Here is a 15,194-nt window from a genome sequence, read left to right on the forward strand (position 1 = left end):
TCAGTACTCACCGCGCCCGAACGCGAGCAGCTCGGAGGCGCGCTCGGGGCTGGGGGAGCGGGACGCGCCGAGCGGGGCCATCGCCCGGCACCAGGCGTCCAGCCGGTCGACGTCCAGCCCCGCCGCGCGGGCGAGTTCGTCGCGCCGCCACACCATGACGGACCGCTCCCGGCCCTCCAGGACGTAGTCGGCGGCGTCGAAGCAGCGCTCGCCGGCGCAGGCGATCGGGCTGCGGGCGACCAGGCCCCGGGTGTCGCAGGCCAGGACGTTGCCCAGGTGCAGGTCACCGTGGAGCAGCACCCGGTCGGCCGGGTCGGCGAGCAGTTCGGCGGTGATCCGGCGGGAGGCGGTGCAGTCCAGGCCGCCGCGCTCGGTCCAGCCGTACATCAGCTCCAGCCAGTCGGTGATCCGGCGCGGTGAGGCCTCCGGGTCACCGGCCCCGTGCAGTTCGCCGAGGAAGCGGGCGTACTCGGCAGGGCCGGGCTGTTCGGGCAGGTCCTCCACCGGAGTGCCAGGGTGCACGGCCTCCAGCAGGGCGGCGCCGCGGGCGGTGGCGAGCACCTCCTGGACCCGCCCGCTGGGCGCGAACTGGCGGAGCATCGCGACCTCTTCGGCCAGCGCGTAGGAGTCGGCGGCGAGCTTCAGGCTCGCCGCGCCGCGCGGTCCGGTGCAGGCGAGCACCACGGAGGAGACCCCCGAGGTGAAGTCGGTCTCGACGTCGGTGCCGATCTCCAGCTCCCACTCCCGGGCCAGGGCCGCCACCTGGCCGGGCAGGGCGCCCAGCCAGCGGTGGTTGACCTTGCCGGTGCGGGCGTAGTCGGCGATCGCTTGGAACCTCGCGGTTATCTCTTCCAGATCAAGCAACGGGATCATCACCAATCGGCGGGCGGCGGACGATCTTTGACGCGATCAACGTCGACAGCGTGACGGACCCGCGTTCAAGCCCGATGGAACCCGCGTGCAAGTCCTGTTCAAAGATGTTCTTTATGCGTCACTCCTTGACTGGACGTGTTCAATATGGGTTCAATCGCAGCCGCAACCGTGCAGATCTTGGGGAGATACGGTGGGTGGAACGATCTGGTTCGGCCTCCTGGGGCCCCTGGAGATCCGCGTCGCCGGAGCCGCGGTCATGGTGCCGTCCCGGGTCCGGACCCTGCTGGCGAGCCTGCTCTGCCGTCCCAACCAGACGGTCGGCGTGGACGAACTGGCCGACGCCGTCTGGAGCAACCGGCCGCCGCGTGCCGCCACCACCACCCTGCGCAGCCATGTCCTGCGGCTGCGCCGATTACTGGGGGAGGCGGCCGAACGGGTCGAGACCACCGGATCCGGCTACCGGATCGGCCTGGACCCGCACACCGAACTGGACGCCACCATCTTCACCGCGAAGGGCGAGTCCGCCCGCGGCGCCGCCCGGCGCGAGGACTGGCCGACCGTCTCCCACTCGGCCGCCGCCGCCCTGGAGCTGTGGCGCGGAGTACCGCTGTCCGACGTACCGTCGGATCCGCTGCACCGAGACGAGGTGCCGGGCTGGCTGGAGGCCCGCATCGAGCTCACCGAACTCGCCGCCCACGCCGACCTGCGGCTCGGCCGCACCGCCGAGGCGATCCGGGGGCTGCGAAGACTCGGCGCCGAGGAACCGCACCGGGAGGGCGTGCACGCCCTGCTGATCGAGGCCCTGGCCGCCGCCGGGCGGCGCGCCGAAGCGCTCGCGGTCTACCGCCGGGTGCGTGCGGCACTCGCCGCCGACCTCGGCATCGAACCCGGTCCGCAGATCGCCGCCGTGCACCAGCGGGTGCTCGGACCGGGCGGCGCCGAGCCACCTCGCGGCCCGCGCCGCGCGCCCGCCGGTCCGGCCGAACCGGTCCGCCGTTCCCAGGCCGGTGCGGGACCGGTCACCGTGCTGCGCCAACTCCCCGCCGATCTGGCGACCTTCACCGGGCGCGGCGCCGAACTCGCGGCCCTGCTGGACGCCGCCACCGGCCCCGCCGGTTCCCCCGCCACCGTCCAGGTCACCGTGATCGAGGGGATGGCCGGCGTCGGCAAGACCAGGCTCGCCGTCCGCGCGGCCCACGAACTCGCCCGGGCCGGCCGGTTCAGCCAACTCCAGCTCTACGTCAACCTGCGCGGCTTCTCCCGGGACCACCGCCCCCTCGACCCGTCCGACGTGCTGGAGGGCCTGCTGCGCGCCCTCGGCGTGGACGAGTCCCGGGTCCCGGCCGGGCTGGACGCCCGCGCCGCGCTGTTCCGCGACCGCCTGCACGGACGCGAGGCGCTGCTGCTGCTCGACAACGCCGCCGGCGAACCGCAGGTGCGCCCGCTCGTACCGGCCGGGCCGGGCTGCCTGGTCCTGGTCACCAGCCGCCGCCGACTGGCCGGCCTGGACGGCGCGAGCGCCCTGCCCCTCGACCCGCTCAGCCCGCCGGAGGCCGTCTCCCTGCTGGCCGCCACCGTCGGCGCCGACCGGGTCGCCGCCGCCGGGGAGGCCGCGGAACGCATCACCCGGCTCTGCGGCCGGCTCCCGCTCGCCCTCGCCCTCGCCGCCTCCCGGCTGCGCGCCCGCCCCGCCTGGGGCCTTCCCGACCTGGCCGACCACCTCGAACACGGCGGCATCCGGGCCCTCGTCGCGGGCGACCGCTCGCTGCGCACCGCCTTCGACCACTCCTACCGGGGCCTGCCGGAACCCGCCCGGCGGTTCTTCCGGCTGCTCGCCGTCCACCCGGGCCGCGACTACACCGCGCACTCCACCGCCGAACTCGCCGCGCTCTCCCCGGCCTCGGCGCGCGAGGCACTGGAGTCACTGGTCGACGAGAACCTGCTGATCCAGGACCGCGCCGAGCACTACCGGCTGCACGACCTGCTGCACGCCTTCGCCGTCGAGACCGCCGCCGCGCACCCGGGAACGGAGGAACCTCCGGCAGGACGTCCCTGATCCGGCCGCGCGCCGGGGGTCGGCGCCGGGAGCGGGAGTGGCGTCTCCCCTTCCCGTGCGGACTGTGCTGGACTGGTCCGGCACAGTCCGCACGCGACAACGAGGTGAATGGCAATGCCTCTTGAGGGCGAGTACGAGCCGAGTCCGGTGCAGTGGATCCGCGAACAGGTAGAGCTGTACGAGAGTTCGGGCGGCACCCGGGGCACCACGCTCCGGGACACCGGCCTGCCGGTCGTCGTCGTCACGATGCGCGGCGCGAAGAGCGGCCGGATCCGCAAGATCCCGCTGATGCGGGTGGAGCACGAGGGGCGGTACGCGGCGGTGGCCTCGAAGGGCGGCTTCCCGCAGCACCCGGAGTGGTACTTCAACCTCAGGGCCGACCCGCGGGTCGACCTCCAGGACGGCTCCGAACGCCGGGGCATGACGGCCCGTGAGCTCGCCGGGGAGGAGCGGGACCAGTGGTGGCGGCGCGCGGTCGCCGCGTTTCCGCCGTACGCCGAGTACCAGGAGAAGGCCCACCGCGTGATCCCGGTCTTCGTCCTCGAACCCGAGCAGCCGTCCGGCCCGGCGTAGGCCCCGGCCCACGGGCCGCCCCGCACGGCCGGTGCGGGGCGGCTCCGGCGCCGCCTGCGGCCCGCTCCGCCCCACGGGGGAGAATGCGGTGATGGACCAACTCGACCGGACCGTCGGACTCGTCCGCGGCGTCCTGTCGTCGGACCTCCTCGGCACGTACCTCCACGGCTCCGCCGTACTCGGCGGCCTCAGGGCGGCCAGCGACCTGGACGTCCTGGCCGTCACGCGGCAGAGCCTGGACGACCGCGGCCGGCGGGCGCTCACGGAAGGCCTGCTGGAGATCTCCGGACTCTCGCCCACCGTCCGGCCGGTGGAACTCACCGTCGTCGTCCAGTCCGAGGTCCGGCCCTGGCGGTTCCCGCCGAGAGGGGACTTCCTGTTCGGCGAGTGGCTGCGCGGCGAACTCCAGGACGGCGGCCCGCCGCAGCCCGGCCCCATGCCGGACCTGGCCCTCGCGCTCACCATGGTCCTGTCCGGCGACCACCCCCTCACCGGACCGCCGCCCGGCCGCCTCCTCGACCCCGTGCCGCACGCCGACCTCGTCCGCGCCAGCGTCCTGGGCATCCCCGAACTCCTCGACGACCTGCCCGGCGACACCCGCAACGTCCTGCTGACCCTCGCCCGCATCTGGACGACCCTCGCCACCGGCGAGGTCGAACCCAAGGACGCCGCGGCGGACTGGGCCCTGGCCCACCTCCCCCCGGAGCACCGCCCGGTCCTGGAGCACGCCAGGTACCTGTACCTCAACTGCCACTACGAGGAAGAGGCTTGGAGCCCGGAACTGAAGGGCCGAGTGCGCCCCCACGTGGACGAGGTACTCGCCCGCATCGCCGGCCTGCGCCACCGGGGGAGGTGATGCGGCGGCTGGGCGTGCGGCTGTCCGGGGGCCGGGCAATCCGGTGGAGCGGGCCGTCACCGGATTCCCGGCGGCGGCCCGCTCGGACTACTGGACGTCGGTGGGACAGCGGCCGAAGTCCCGGTACCCGTTCTGGGTGTTGTTCTCGGCGAAGAGGGTCACGACGCCGCGCTCGTCGTGCACGGGATCGACGACCAGCCGCCACTGCGTCGCCTTGTTCGGGTCGGTCCGGTAGACCCACTGGCCGGCTTCGTTCTGGGGCCGGTAGTGCTCGGCGATCGCCCTGATGCAGCGGTTGACCTGCCCCACGTCGACGTCGACGTTGGGCCCGGGCCCGTGGCCCGCGTCGATGTGCCGCAGCCCGTAGCCGGAGTTCGGGCCCGTGTGCACACCGCACCGCAGGTACACCCGGCGGCCGTCGCCGTTGCCCGGGGGGAGGGCGTCGTAGAACGTCGAGACGATTCTCGCGCGGTCGTCGCCCGGGCAGGAGTTCGCCGGGATCCGTTCGGCGACCGCCTGGGCCGGTGTCGTCTGCAACGCGAGCGCGCCGGCGACCAGCATCAGGGCGCCGCCGAGATTCCTGATGGACATGCGCGTACCTCCTACCGGTACGGGGGAGTCGGCGGCCCGCGACCCCCCGGTCCGGGGGTGAATCGGCCGCCACACGTCGAGTGTCCGCGCCCGCCCGTGGGCCGCTCCCCGGGTGAGGCATTCGGGTGGTCCGGCCCCGTGCACCGGCTCACAGGACGGGGTGGCGGACCCCTCCCGCCGGCGGCCCACCGCGGGCCGCCTCCTGCTCCGGGCGGAGCAAACCGCACCCCCGTCCTGCGTACCCGGACGGGTCCGTCATCGGGGCGGCGCCGGCGGCGGGCGATGATCCGGAGGTTCCTCCCCTCCACCGAAGGCGGCCCGCCCCGTGCTCCTGGTCATCGTCGTCGCCGTCATCGCCCTGCTCGTGGGCCTGGCGGCCAACCGCTACCTGCGCCCCCGGCTGATCACCGCGAACGACGACGAGGGCATGGCCGTCAAGGACCTCGTCGGCCCGCTGCTCACCCTCACCGTGCTGCTGCTCGCCTTCGTCCTGGTCACCGCCAACGGCTCCTACGGCAAGGCCGAGGTCTCCTCCCGCGGCGAGGCCCGCGCCCTCGACCAACTCGTCGAGACCGCCGAGTACGCGCCCGCCGCCCAGCGAGCCCGCATCCAGGCCGGCGCCGTCTGCTACGCCCGGGCGGTGCGCGAGCAGGAGTGGCCGGCCATGGCGGACGGCAACGGGTCCCCGGCCCCCAGCGTCTGGTCGACCGACTTCCGGCAGACCTTCGCCGAACTCCAGGGCCAGCCCGTCTTCGGCATGCTGGTCGCCGCCGACAACAAGCGCTCCGACGAACGCGAGGAGCGCCTCACCCAGGCCTCCGCCAGCATCCCCGGCGCCATCCTCTGGTTCCTGCTCGCCACCCTGATCATCACGGTCGTCGCCCTCGCGGTCTGCCTCCCCCGCCGCAACAACCGCGGCCAGGTCATCACCCTCGTCGTGATCACCGCGCTGCTCACCACCACCCTGGTCCTCATCCGCGACGTCGACCGCCCCTTCGGCGGCATCATCAACGTCAAGCCCACCGCGATCACCGAGGTGGAGAAGCAGGCCGACCGGGACTTCCACGCCAACGAGCCGACCGGCCGACTCCCCTGCGACGACGAGGGGAACCGCACCGTCTGACCCGCGGCGGCGCGGGCCCGGCTGTTCGGGAGCGCGGCTCCTCGGCGATGAGGACCGCTGCGCCCGCCATCAGGACGGCGCTGACCACCGAGGCGATCCGGCCTCCCGACGAAGGCGTCGAAGGCCGCCTGCCACAGGTCGTCCCGAAAACCGGTCGGCAGCAGGGCCGGGACGAGGCGGCCGGCGGTTGCCACGAGCAGTCCGGCGACGACCCCGTTGGGCTCGTCGATGCGGGTCGCGGTGGCGGGCGTGATGCCCAGGGGCGTCACCAGGAGAGTGGGCAGCGACCACACGGCCGACTCCCACGGCCCCCACGTGCGGGATCCGCCGTACGAGCCCGGGGCGTATCCACGTCTCGCCGGCGCGATGCGCGGGTGCCGACCCCGGGACCTCGACGCCCTGTCGGCGTCGGGGCCGACCGGTGTCCTGGAGGGCATCGCGGTCGAGCCCGCGCGCAGGGGCATCGACGCCCGAGCCCCGCGGGCCCGCGGCGCCGTCACGCCGGAGACCCCCGGGATCACACGGGCCGGGCCGGTCCGCCGGCCTGGTCCTGGGGCCTGTTCCGCAGCCGGCCCCAGGCCGCCCGGCGCTCCAGCCGGCGCTGTTCGGCCGTCGCCCGGCGGGCGGCGCGGGCCGGGTCGAGCGGGGTGCCGTGGCCGACGTGGAGACGGGTGGGGCCGAGGGCGAGCATCGCGCGGAGGCCGGCGAGGTTGGCGAGCGGGTCGTCGTGGAAGGGAGGGCTGGCGGGGCGGCCCCGGACCAGGCCCATGAAGGAGTTGGCGATCAGGTCGCCGGCCACCAGGGCGCCGTCGTCGGTGAGCACGGCGACGGAGCCGGCGGTGTGGCCGGGCGCGGGGATGATCCGGCCGTCGACGCCGAGGTCCGCGAGGGCGGTCTCGCCGTGGAGGACGAGGTCGGGCTCGAAGGGTTCGGCGCGCCGGGCGGCCGGGAACGCGGCAGGGTGCCGACCACGGCGTCGGCGCCCCGCCGCGTTCGCGTCCAGGACCTCCGGGTGCGAATGCCCAGGTCAGAGCAGTTACCCGGGGTATGTACACTCTCCGAGGCGATGAGGAGCGAACCGGGCGGACGGGACGAGTCGGGGATGGCGGGAGCAGGTGGTCCGCTGTCCCGCAGCGGTCTGCGCGGCCGGGAGGCGGAACTCGGCGAGCTGGCGGCGCTGATCGCCTCGGTGGCCCGCACCGGAAGCGCCGGGCTGGCCCTGATCCAGGGCGAACCGGGCATCGGCAAGACCACGCTGCTCGCCGAAGCCGTCGCCAGGGCCGAGGCCGCGGGGTTCTCCGCCGGTGTCGGCAAGGCCGACGAACTGCACCACATCGTGCCGCTCTCCTCGCTCGCCACCAGCGTGCTGCACGGTGACCGGCCGCTGCTCTCCGGCGACGACTTCGCCGACCTCGCCCGCAACCACGACCAGCGGATCTGGCTGGTGGAACGGCTCGCCGAGGCCATCGAGGCCCGGGCGGGCGGCATGCCCGTCCTGATCGGCCTGGACGACGTGCAGTGGGCCGACGCGCTCAGCCGCTTCGCCCTGCAACAGCTGCCCGCCCGGCTGCGCACCTCGCCGGTGCTCTGGCTGCTGGCCGGCCGGCGCGAACCCTCGGGCCCCGCGCGGGAGATCGTCACGGCCGCCGCCGGCCACCTCCGCACCGTCACCGTCCCGCTGGGACCGCTGTCCGGCTCCGCCATCGGCCAACTCGCCGGCGACGCGCTCGGGACGGCGATCGACGAACGCGTGCGGGACCTCCTCGACGGCGCCGGCGGGAACCCGTTCCTGGCCGTCGAGATGCTCACGGGCCTGCGTCACGCCCGGACGCCGGACGACCAGGTGCCGCCCGGCCTGGTGGTGGGCGTGCGCGGCCGACTCGGCTCCCTGCGGCCCGACACCCTGCGCTTCCTCCAGATGGGAGCCGTCCTCGGGCGCGGCTTCGGCTTCGACGCCGCCGCCGCGCTCTGCGGGCGCCCCGCCGCCGACCTGCTCCCGGCACTGGAGGAGGCCCTGCGCGCCGGCCTCCTCGACGACGACGGCGAGCGGCTGGCGTTCCGCCACGACCTGCTGCGCCAGGCGGTCTACGCCGACATCCCGCCGTCCGCCCGCAAGGCCCTGCACCGGGAGGCCGCCCGCAGCCTGGTCGCCGCCGGGCACCGGCCGATCGACGCGGTGCCGCACATCCTCCGGGGCGCCCTGCCCGGTGACGAGGAGGCCGTGACACTGCTGCGCCGCGCCGCCGACGACGTGCTGCCGGTCACACCGGACCTCGCGGCCGACCTCATGACGCGCGCCCTGGAACTCGTCCCCCCGGCGCGCCCGCTCCGGTTCACGGTGGGGGAGCAGGCCGTCCGCTTCCTGACCCGGGCGGGCCGGAGCCGGGAGGCCCTGGCGACCGGCGATCTGCTGCTGGCCGCACGCCCGCCGCTGGAGGTGTTCGGCCGGCTCCAGGCCGCCCTCGGCGGCACGCTGTGGGACCTGGACCTGGCCGGCGAGCTGCGCCGCCGCACCGAGGCCGCCCTCGCCACGGGCGGCGCCGCCGCGGAGGTCGAGGCGCGCCTCGCCGCCCTGCGCACCCTGGCGCTGTCCCGGGAGCGGGACCTGGCCGCGGCGCGCGAGGCGGGCGAGGCCGCGCTGCGCGCCGCCACCGCCGCCGGCGACCGGGAGGCGCACGTCCTGGCCCTGTCCGCGCTCGGCGAGATCGCGCAGAACGCGGGGGAGGGCGCGACCGCGCTGGAGCGCTTCGCCGCGCTGAGCGCCGTCGACGCCGCCTTCCTGCCCGAGGAGATCGTCGCGCACCTGCACCTGGACGACTTCGAGTCCGCCGGGCGCCTGCTGCTGCGGGCGACCGACGCCAGGACGGCCCGGCAGGCGATGACGTCCTGGGCCCAGGGCCGGTACGACCTGGGCCTCGGCCGACTCGACGACGCCGAGGCCGACCTGGTCACCATGGAGCGCCTGGAGAACGAGGTGGGGATCTCCGTCCAGCAGGTCAACGGCCGGGTGCTCCGCTCCCGGATCGCGCTGCTGCGCGGGGAGCGGCAGACGGCGGGGGAGCACCTGGCCGCCGCGCGGGAACTCCTCGCGGCCAAGCCGAACCCGGGCAACACCGCCGCCGTGCGCTTCCTCGAAGCCGTCCACGCCGCCGCCGACGGGGACCTCGCCCTCGCCGTCGACGGGATCCGGCGGGTGCAGCGCGAGGGCCCGTTCATGCGCTGGCGGATCCTGCGCGACTCGGTGGCCCTCGCCACCCGGACGGCACTGCGCGGCGGGGAAACGGAACTCGCCGAGGACCTCGCCGCCCAGGCCGAGGCCCACGCGGAACGCAACCCCGCCGTGCCGACGGCCACCGGTCTCGCCGCGCAGGCCCTCGGACTGGTGCGGAACGACCCCGCCCTGCTCGAACACGCCGTGGACCTGCTCGCGGCGAGCCCCCGCCCGCTGGTGCGCGCCGACGCGTCAGCCGACCTGGGCCGGGCGCTCCTGGCCGCGGGCCGGACGAGTGCGGCGGTGGCCGCGCTGACCGGTGCCCGGGACGCCTTCGCCGAGTCGGGCGGCCACGGCGCGGCGGCGCGGGTGCAGCGCGCACTGGAGCGCGCGGGGGCCGGCGGCGGTCGCCGGGCGGCGTCCGCGCCGCGTCCCGTGCAGGGCTGGGAGGCCCTCACCGCCTCGGAGAAGAAGATCGCGCGCCTGGTCGCCCAGGGCCACACCAACCGGTCGGCCGCCGAACTGCTCTTCCTCTCCCCGCACACCGTCAACACCCATCTGACGTCCGCCTTCCGCAAGCTGTCGGTCAACTCCCGGGTGCAGCTCGCCAACCTGGTGCTGACCCTGCCCGGTGACTGACGGCTTCTCCGGCACCCGCGTTTCTGGTACGTCCACGCGATGCGCGGCTCCCCCCGGCCGGGCTTGGCTGGGGGACCACCACCGAGCCGGAGGTCGCCGACGTGCCCAGACCCAGCCCCTTACTGCCGACCGTCGTGCTCGTGCACGGCGCGTTCGCGGACTCCTCGACGTGGGCGTCGGTCGCCGCACTGCTCCGCGCCGACGGACTGACCGTCCGAACCCCCGCCAACCCGCTGCGCGGACTGGCGCACGACGCCGCCCGCCTCGCGGGCGTGCTGCGCGGGATCGGCGGACCCGTCGTGCTGGCCGGCCACGACTACGGCGGCGCGGTCGTCACCGAGGCCGCCGCCGACGCGGACAACGCCGTGGCGCTCTGCTACGTCGCCGGCTTCGGCCTCGACGAGGGCGAGTGCGTGCTGGACGTCGTGCGCCGCTTCGCCCCGGCGCCGGTGGCCGAGGTGCTGGCCGGGGCCCCGCTGCCGGGCGGCCCGCAGCGCGGGCTGCTCGTCCGGGCGGAACGCTTCCCGCACGTCTACGCCGCCGACCTGCCGTCCGGTGTCCAGCGGGCCCTGGCCGCGGCGCAGCGCCCGATCGCGTGCGGCGCGCTGACCGGCAGACCCGGCCCGCCGGCCTGGGCGTCCAGGCCGTCCTGGTACGCCATCGCGACCGCCGACCGGGTCGTCAACCCCACCGCCCAGCGCTTCATGGCCCAGCGCATGGCGGCCACCGAGCACGTGCTGGACGGTTCGCACGCGGTCGCGCTGTCCCGGCCGGACGCCGTGGCGGCGATGATCCGGGAGGCCGCGGGCCTCGGACGGCGGTCGCCGCGGTGGCTCCCGGACACCGTGCGTCGGCCGCCCGCCGGGGGTGTTTAAGATGGGTTCGAGCGGAAGGCACCGGTTCGGGTCATCGAGACGTCACGGGAATCCGCCGCACCCTCCATTCCCGCGACAGCGCCGTTCCGCGGCCGCTGACGGTCACTCGACAAGGCACCCAGCATGTTTTCACCGGTCGGACGGCCGACTCGACGTTTCGTCATCGGCCTGGCCGGAGCCATGGCCCTGGTCGTGGCCGCCACCGGATGCGCCGCGGGGACCGGCTCCGGTTCCGGCTCCGGCTCCGCCGAGGGCGCCACCTCCATCACGGTGCTCGACTACTACACCGACGCCACCGAGCACGCCCAGTGGAGCGAGATGCTCTCCGCCTGCGGCGAGCGGGCCGGCGTCGGCGTCGAGCACACCAGCGTCCCGGGCGCGTCGCTCGTCCCCAAGGTGTTGCAGCAGGCCTCGTCGCGGACCCTGCCGGACCTGCTGATGCTGGACAACGCCGACCTCCAGCAGATCGCGCAGACCGGCGCGCTGACGCCGCTGGACCGGTACGGCATCGACACCGGGGGCTTCGCCGAGCACATCCTGTCCGCGGGCAGCCACCAGGGGAAGGTGTACGGGCTGGCGCCCTACGTCAGCACGGTCGCCCTCTTCTACAACGAGGACATGCTCGCCGAGGCCGGTGTCGCCGTGCCGCGGACGTGGGACGACCTGAAGGACGCGGCGGCCCGGCTCACCCGCCCCGGGCGCTACGGCATGGCGGTCGACGCCAACGCCACCTTCGAGAGCAGTTGGCAGTTCCTGCCCTTCCTGTGGTCCAACGGCGGCGACGAGAAGCGGCTGGACACCCCGGAGGCCGCCGAGGCGCTCCGGCTCTGGGTCGACCTGGTGAACAGCGGGTCCATGTCCAAGTCGGTGCTGAACTGGACGCAGGCCGACCTGCACGACCAGTTCGCCGCCGGACGGACGGCCATGATGATCAACGGGCCGTGGCGGATCCCCGCCCTGGAGAAGGACCCCGGCCTGCACTGGGCGGTGGCCCCGATCCCCGTGCCCCGGGCCGGGCAGACCCCGGTCACCCCGCTCGGCGGCGAGGTGTGGACGCTCCCGCAGAACCCGTCCGCGGAGCGGCAGCGGAAGGCCGCCCAGGTCCTCGCCTGCCTCACCGAGCCCGACAACATGCTCACCCTGGCCGGCCGGCACGTGACGGTCCCCTCCCGGACGGCCGCCGCCGCCCGGTACGCGGAGCAGAACCCGTCGAGGGCCGTCTTCGTCAAGGGCGTGGAGAACGCGCGGACCCGGACCGGGGAACTCGGCGTCAGGTGGCCGAAGGCGGCGACCGGGATCTACACCGCGATCCAGTCCGCGCTGACCGGGCGGCAGACGCCCGAGGAGGCCCTGAGGCAGGCGCAGCGGACCGCGACCGGTGACTGACCGGCCCGGCCCCGGGGCCCGGCTGTCCCGGTGGCTGTTCGTCCTGCCCGCCGTGGCGTACCTGCTGCTCTTCTTCGGCTACCCCGTCGTCAAGAACGCCGTGATGAGCTTCCAGGAGTACTCGGCCACGACCTTCTACACCGGCTCCGCCCCGTTCGCGGGCCTGCGGAACTACGCGACGGTGCTCTCCTCGGAGGCGTTCACCGGGGCCCTGCCGACCACGGCCTTGTTCACCGCCGGCTCCGTCCTCGGGCAGTTCGCCGTCGGCCTGGCCCTCGCGCTGTTCTTCCAGCGCCGCTTCCCGCTCGGCGGCCTGCTGCGCTCGCTCCTGCTGCTGCCCTGGCTGCTGCCGCTGGTGGCCTCCGGGACGACCTGGCGGTGGATGCTCGACCCCGACACGGGGGTGGTCAACACGGTGCTGCGCGGACTCCACCTCTCCTCGGACGGCGTCCCCTGGCTCACCGGCACCTCGCAGGCCCTGCTGTCGGTGGTCCTCGTCAACGTCTGGGTCGGCATCCCCTTCGCCACCACGATCCTCTACGGCGGCCTGCAGGACATCCCCCCGCACCTCTACGAGGCGGCGCGGCTGGACGGCGCCGGACCGGTGGCCTCGTTCCGGCACATCACCTGGCCGCTGCTGCGCCCGGTGGCGCGCGTCGTGCTGCTGTTGAGCGTGGTCTACACGCTCAAGGTGCTGGACGTCGTCCTGGTGGTGACCGGCGGCGGGCCGGCCGGTGCCACGCAGACCCTCGCCACCCGGGCCTACGAGCTCTCCTTCCAGCAGTTCGAGTTCGGGCGCGGCGCCGTGCTGAGCAATGTGCTCATCGCCGTCTCGTTCGTCCTCGCCCTCGTCCACCTGCGGGCCGACCGCCGCGCCCGGGCGCTCCGGGAGGTGTCCGGGTGAAGCGCGCCCCGGGCCGCGGCCCGCTGTCCACCGCCGTCGGGATCGTGCTGCTGGCGCTGATGCTCTTCCCCGTCTACTGGATGGTGAACGCCTCCCTCCAGCCGGCGGGCAACACCCTGCGGGGCGGCTGGTTCCCGCACCCGCCGGACTTCGGCGGCTACGCCGTCGCGCTGCGCGAGCAGGGGGGCAACCTCGTCACCAGCCTCCTGGTGTCCCTCGGCAGCGTGGCGCTCAGCCTCGGGCTCGCCGCGCCGGCGGCCCACGCGCTGGCCCGGTTCTCCCTCCGCGGCACCCGCCTGGTGCTGCTCGGGGTCCTGGTCACCCAGATGGTGCCCGGCATCGTCGTGGCCAACGCGCTGTACGGCGCCTACGCCGACCTGGGACTGCTGAACTCCTACCTCGGGCTGGTCCTCGCCGACTCCACCTCCGGGGTCCCCTTCGCGATCGTCGTCCTGCACGCGTTCATGCGGACCATCCCCGGGGAGATCATCGACGCGGCCCGGGTCGACGGCGCCGGCCGGCTGCGGGTCTTCCGGTCCGTGGTGCTGCCGCTGAGCACCAACGCGCTGGTCACCGCCGCCGTCTTCACCTTCCTCTTCAGCTGGGGCGACTTCCTCTTCGCGCTCACCCTGACCACCACGCCGTCCGTCCGTCCGGTCACCCTGGGCGTCTACCAGTACCTCGGCGCCCACACCGACCAGTGGAACGCCGTCATGGCGACCTCGGTGCTGGCCTCCCTGCCCGCCGTTCTGCTGCTGGCCGTCTCCCAGCGCTTCGTCACCTCGGGCGCGACCGAGGGAGCCCTCCGCTGATCTAGCGGGTTCACGCGATGTGCCCGACCCGGGTCCGCTGGCACGGTGGTGCGAAAGGCACACCGGCCGAAGGACGGGGATCATGGCACCGGATGTCCACGAAGAACGCGCTCACGGCGGCTCGCGCGCGACCGGCTCGCCGTTCGCCCACCGCAGGCGGGCGGCCTGGCACGATGAGCTGTCCCGGACCTTCGGCGCCGTGCCCCTGGCCGTCCCCGGGGAGCCGTCCTGCGGGACGGTCCGCACCGCGTCGCTCGGCCGGCTCCGGACCGCCACCGTGGAGGGCGACGGCCTGTCCGCCCTGAGGACGAAGCGGCTGACCGTCCAGGACGGGCAGGACGGCCGGCTGGTGGTCACCCTGCTGGACACGGGCGCCGCCCGCCTGGAACAGGACGGCCGCGAAGCGGTCCTCGGGCCCCGGGACGTCTTCGTCCACGACCTGGCCCGCCCCTTCCAGCTGGCCTTCCCCGGGGCCTTCCGGGCCAAGTCCCTGGTCCTGCCGAGGGACGTCCTCGGCCTGAGCGAGTCCGAGACGGCCCACGTGACCGCCCGCCGCTTCGGCGCCGACACTCCGCTCGGCTGCCTGCTCTCGCCCCTGCTGGCCGGACTGGTGGACGGCGCCGGGGACTACGGGCCGCACACCCTCAAGCTGATGGCCCGCAACGTCGTGGACCTGCTCGCCATGCTGGCCGACGAGGTGCTCGGCCGGGCCGCCGCGGACGCCTCCGGCGGCGACCGGGCACTGCTGGCGCGGATCCAGGAGTTCATCGACCGCAACCTCGCGGACCCCGACCTGAGCCCGGAGACCATCGCCCGGGCCCACCACATCTCCCTGCGCTACCTGCACAAGCTCTTCGAGGGCGAGGAGGCGACGGTCCGCCGGTGGATCCAGCGACGCCGGCTGAAGGAGTGCCGGCACGACCTGGCGCTGCACCGGACCACCACGATCTCCGCCGTGGCGCACCGCTGGGGCTTCACCAGCGCCGCGCACTTCAGCAAGGTGTTCCGGGCCGCCTACGGCATGGCCCCGCGTGAGTGGCGCGGCATCCAGGAGAAGGCGCCGGCCGGCCCCACGGCGTCCGCGCACCTGGTCGAGGCCTGAACGGCCCGACCCCTCGCACCCGCCGGTCGGCCGAACGCGAGCCCGGCCTCCGCCGCGGCCTCGGCCGCGATCCGGGCCTCCGTCAGGACCGCGTCCGAGAGCAGCATCGTCGTGTCGTTCCGGGCGATCGTCGCGGCGCTGCGCGCGGCCGGGGCCGCCGCCCCCGCGGACCTGGCCGAGGCGAGGAGCCGGG

Annotated in this window: 13 protein-coding genes; 10 read left to right on the top strand and 3 right to left on the bottom strand. The window is 74.8% G+C overall.

The window, feature by feature from the left end; all coding sequences use genetic code 11:
• Positions 1-864 (bottom strand): aminoglycoside phosphotransferase family protein, encoded by an 864-nt coding sequence (locus ACFU74_RS01570; protein ID WP_380750014.1) that lies wholly within the window; start codon positions 862-864, stop codon positions 1-3.
• A gap of 199 nt (positions 865-1,063) precedes the next feature.
• On the opposite strand from ACFU74_RS01570, the gene ACFU74_RS01575 reads away from it, so the two are divergent.
• From ACFU74_RS01575 to ACFU74_RS01585, 3 genes are all read left to right on the top strand, one after another.
• On the top strand, positions 1,064-2,929 hold the full coding sequence (locus ACFU74_RS01575) for a BTAD domain-containing putative transcriptional regulator (RefSeq protein ID WP_380750017.1): 1,866 nt from the start codon (positions 1,064-1,066) through the stop codon (positions 2,927-2,929).
• Positions 2,930-3,043: 114 nt separating this feature from the next.
• Positions 3,044-3,502 carry a nitroreductase family deazaflavin-dependent oxidoreductase gene (locus tag ACFU74_RS01580; protein WP_380750244.1) on the top strand — a complete coding sequence of 153 codons (459 nt, stop codon included), beginning with the start codon at positions 3,044-3,046 and terminating at the stop codon, positions 3,500-3,502.
• Between the two features lie 91 nt (positions 3,503-3,593).
• Positions 3,594-4,358: an aminoglycoside adenylyltransferase family protein gene (locus ACFU74_RS01585; protein WP_380750020.1), complete on the top strand. Its 765-nt coding sequence runs from the start codon at positions 3,594-3,596 to the stop codon at positions 4,356-4,358.
• Positions 4,359-4,445: 87 nt separating this feature from the next.
• Here the strand turns inward: ACFU74_RS01585 and ACFU74_RS01590 are convergent, their stop codons facing one another.
• Positions 4,446-4,949, bottom strand: coding sequence for a hypothetical protein (locus ACFU74_RS01590; protein WP_380750023.1), 504 nt, complete (start codon positions 4,947-4,949; stop codon positions 4,446-4,448).
• 325 nt (positions 4,950-5,274) lie between these two features.
• On the opposite strand from ACFU74_RS01590, the gene ACFU74_RS01595 reads away from it, so the two are divergent.
• Positions 5,275-6,072: a hypothetical protein gene (locus ACFU74_RS01595; protein ID WP_380750026.1), complete on the top strand. Its 798-nt coding sequence runs from the start codon at positions 5,275-5,277 to the stop codon at positions 6,070-6,072.
• 517 nt (positions 6,073-6,589) lie between these two features.
• Here the strand turns inward: ACFU74_RS01595 and ACFU74_RS01600 are convergent.
• Positions 6,590-7,075 (bottom strand): MBL fold metallo-hydrolase, encoded by a 486-nt coding sequence (locus tag ACFU74_RS01600; RefSeq protein ID WP_380750247.1) that lies wholly within the window; start codon positions 7,073-7,075, stop codon positions 6,590-6,592.
• 63 nt (positions 7,076-7,138) lie between these two features.
• Here ACFU74_RS01600 and ACFU74_RS01605 point away from each other — a divergent pair, with 63 nt between their 5' ends.
• The 6 genes from ACFU74_RS01605 to ACFU74_RS01630 all read left to right on the top strand — a co-directional run bounded on the left by ACFU74_RS01605 (position 7,139) and on the right by ACFU74_RS01630 (position 15,001).
• Positions 7,139-9,922 carry an ATP-binding protein gene (locus ACFU74_RS01605; protein WP_380750029.1) on the top strand — a complete coding sequence of 928 codons (2,784 nt, stop codon included), beginning with the start codon at positions 7,139-7,141 and terminating at the stop codon, positions 9,920-9,922.
• 101 nt (positions 9,923-10,023) lie between these two features.
• Entirely contained in the window at positions 10,024-10,797 is a 774-nt protein-coding gene (locus tag ACFU74_RS01610) for an alpha/beta fold hydrolase (RefSeq protein ID WP_380750032.1), read from the top strand.
• A 123-nt stretch (positions 10,798-10,920) separates the two neighbouring features.
• Positions 10,921-12,183, top strand: coding sequence for an extracellular solute-binding protein (locus ACFU74_RS01615; protein ID WP_380750035.1), 1,263 nt, complete (start codon positions 10,921-10,923; stop codon positions 12,181-12,183).
• Entirely contained in the window at positions 12,176-13,087 is a 912-nt protein-coding gene (locus ACFU74_RS01620; RefSeq protein ID WP_380750038.1) for a carbohydrate ABC transporter permease, read from the top strand. The genes ACFU74_RS01615 and ACFU74_RS01620 overlap by 8 nt, the downstream gene beginning before the upstream one ends.
• Positions 13,084-13,899 carry a carbohydrate ABC transporter permease gene (locus ACFU74_RS01625; RefSeq protein ID WP_380750041.1) on the top strand — a complete coding sequence of 272 codons (816 nt, stop codon included), beginning with the start codon at positions 13,084-13,086 and terminating at the stop codon, positions 13,897-13,899. The genes ACFU74_RS01620 and ACFU74_RS01625 overlap by 4 nt, the downstream gene beginning before the upstream one ends.
• 82 nt (positions 13,900-13,981) lie before the next feature.
• On the top strand, positions 13,982-15,001 hold the full coding sequence (locus tag ACFU74_RS01630; protein WP_380750044.1) for a helix-turn-helix domain-containing protein: 1,020 nt from the start codon (positions 13,982-13,984) through the stop codon (positions 14,999-15,001).
• Positions 15,002-15,194: the final 193 nt, after the last annotated feature.

It is taken from the genome of Kitasatospora sp. NPDC057500 (genome assembly GCF_042802195.1).
Classification (GTDB): Bacteria; Actinomycetota; Actinomycetes; order Streptomycetales; family Streptomycetaceae; genus Kitasatospora.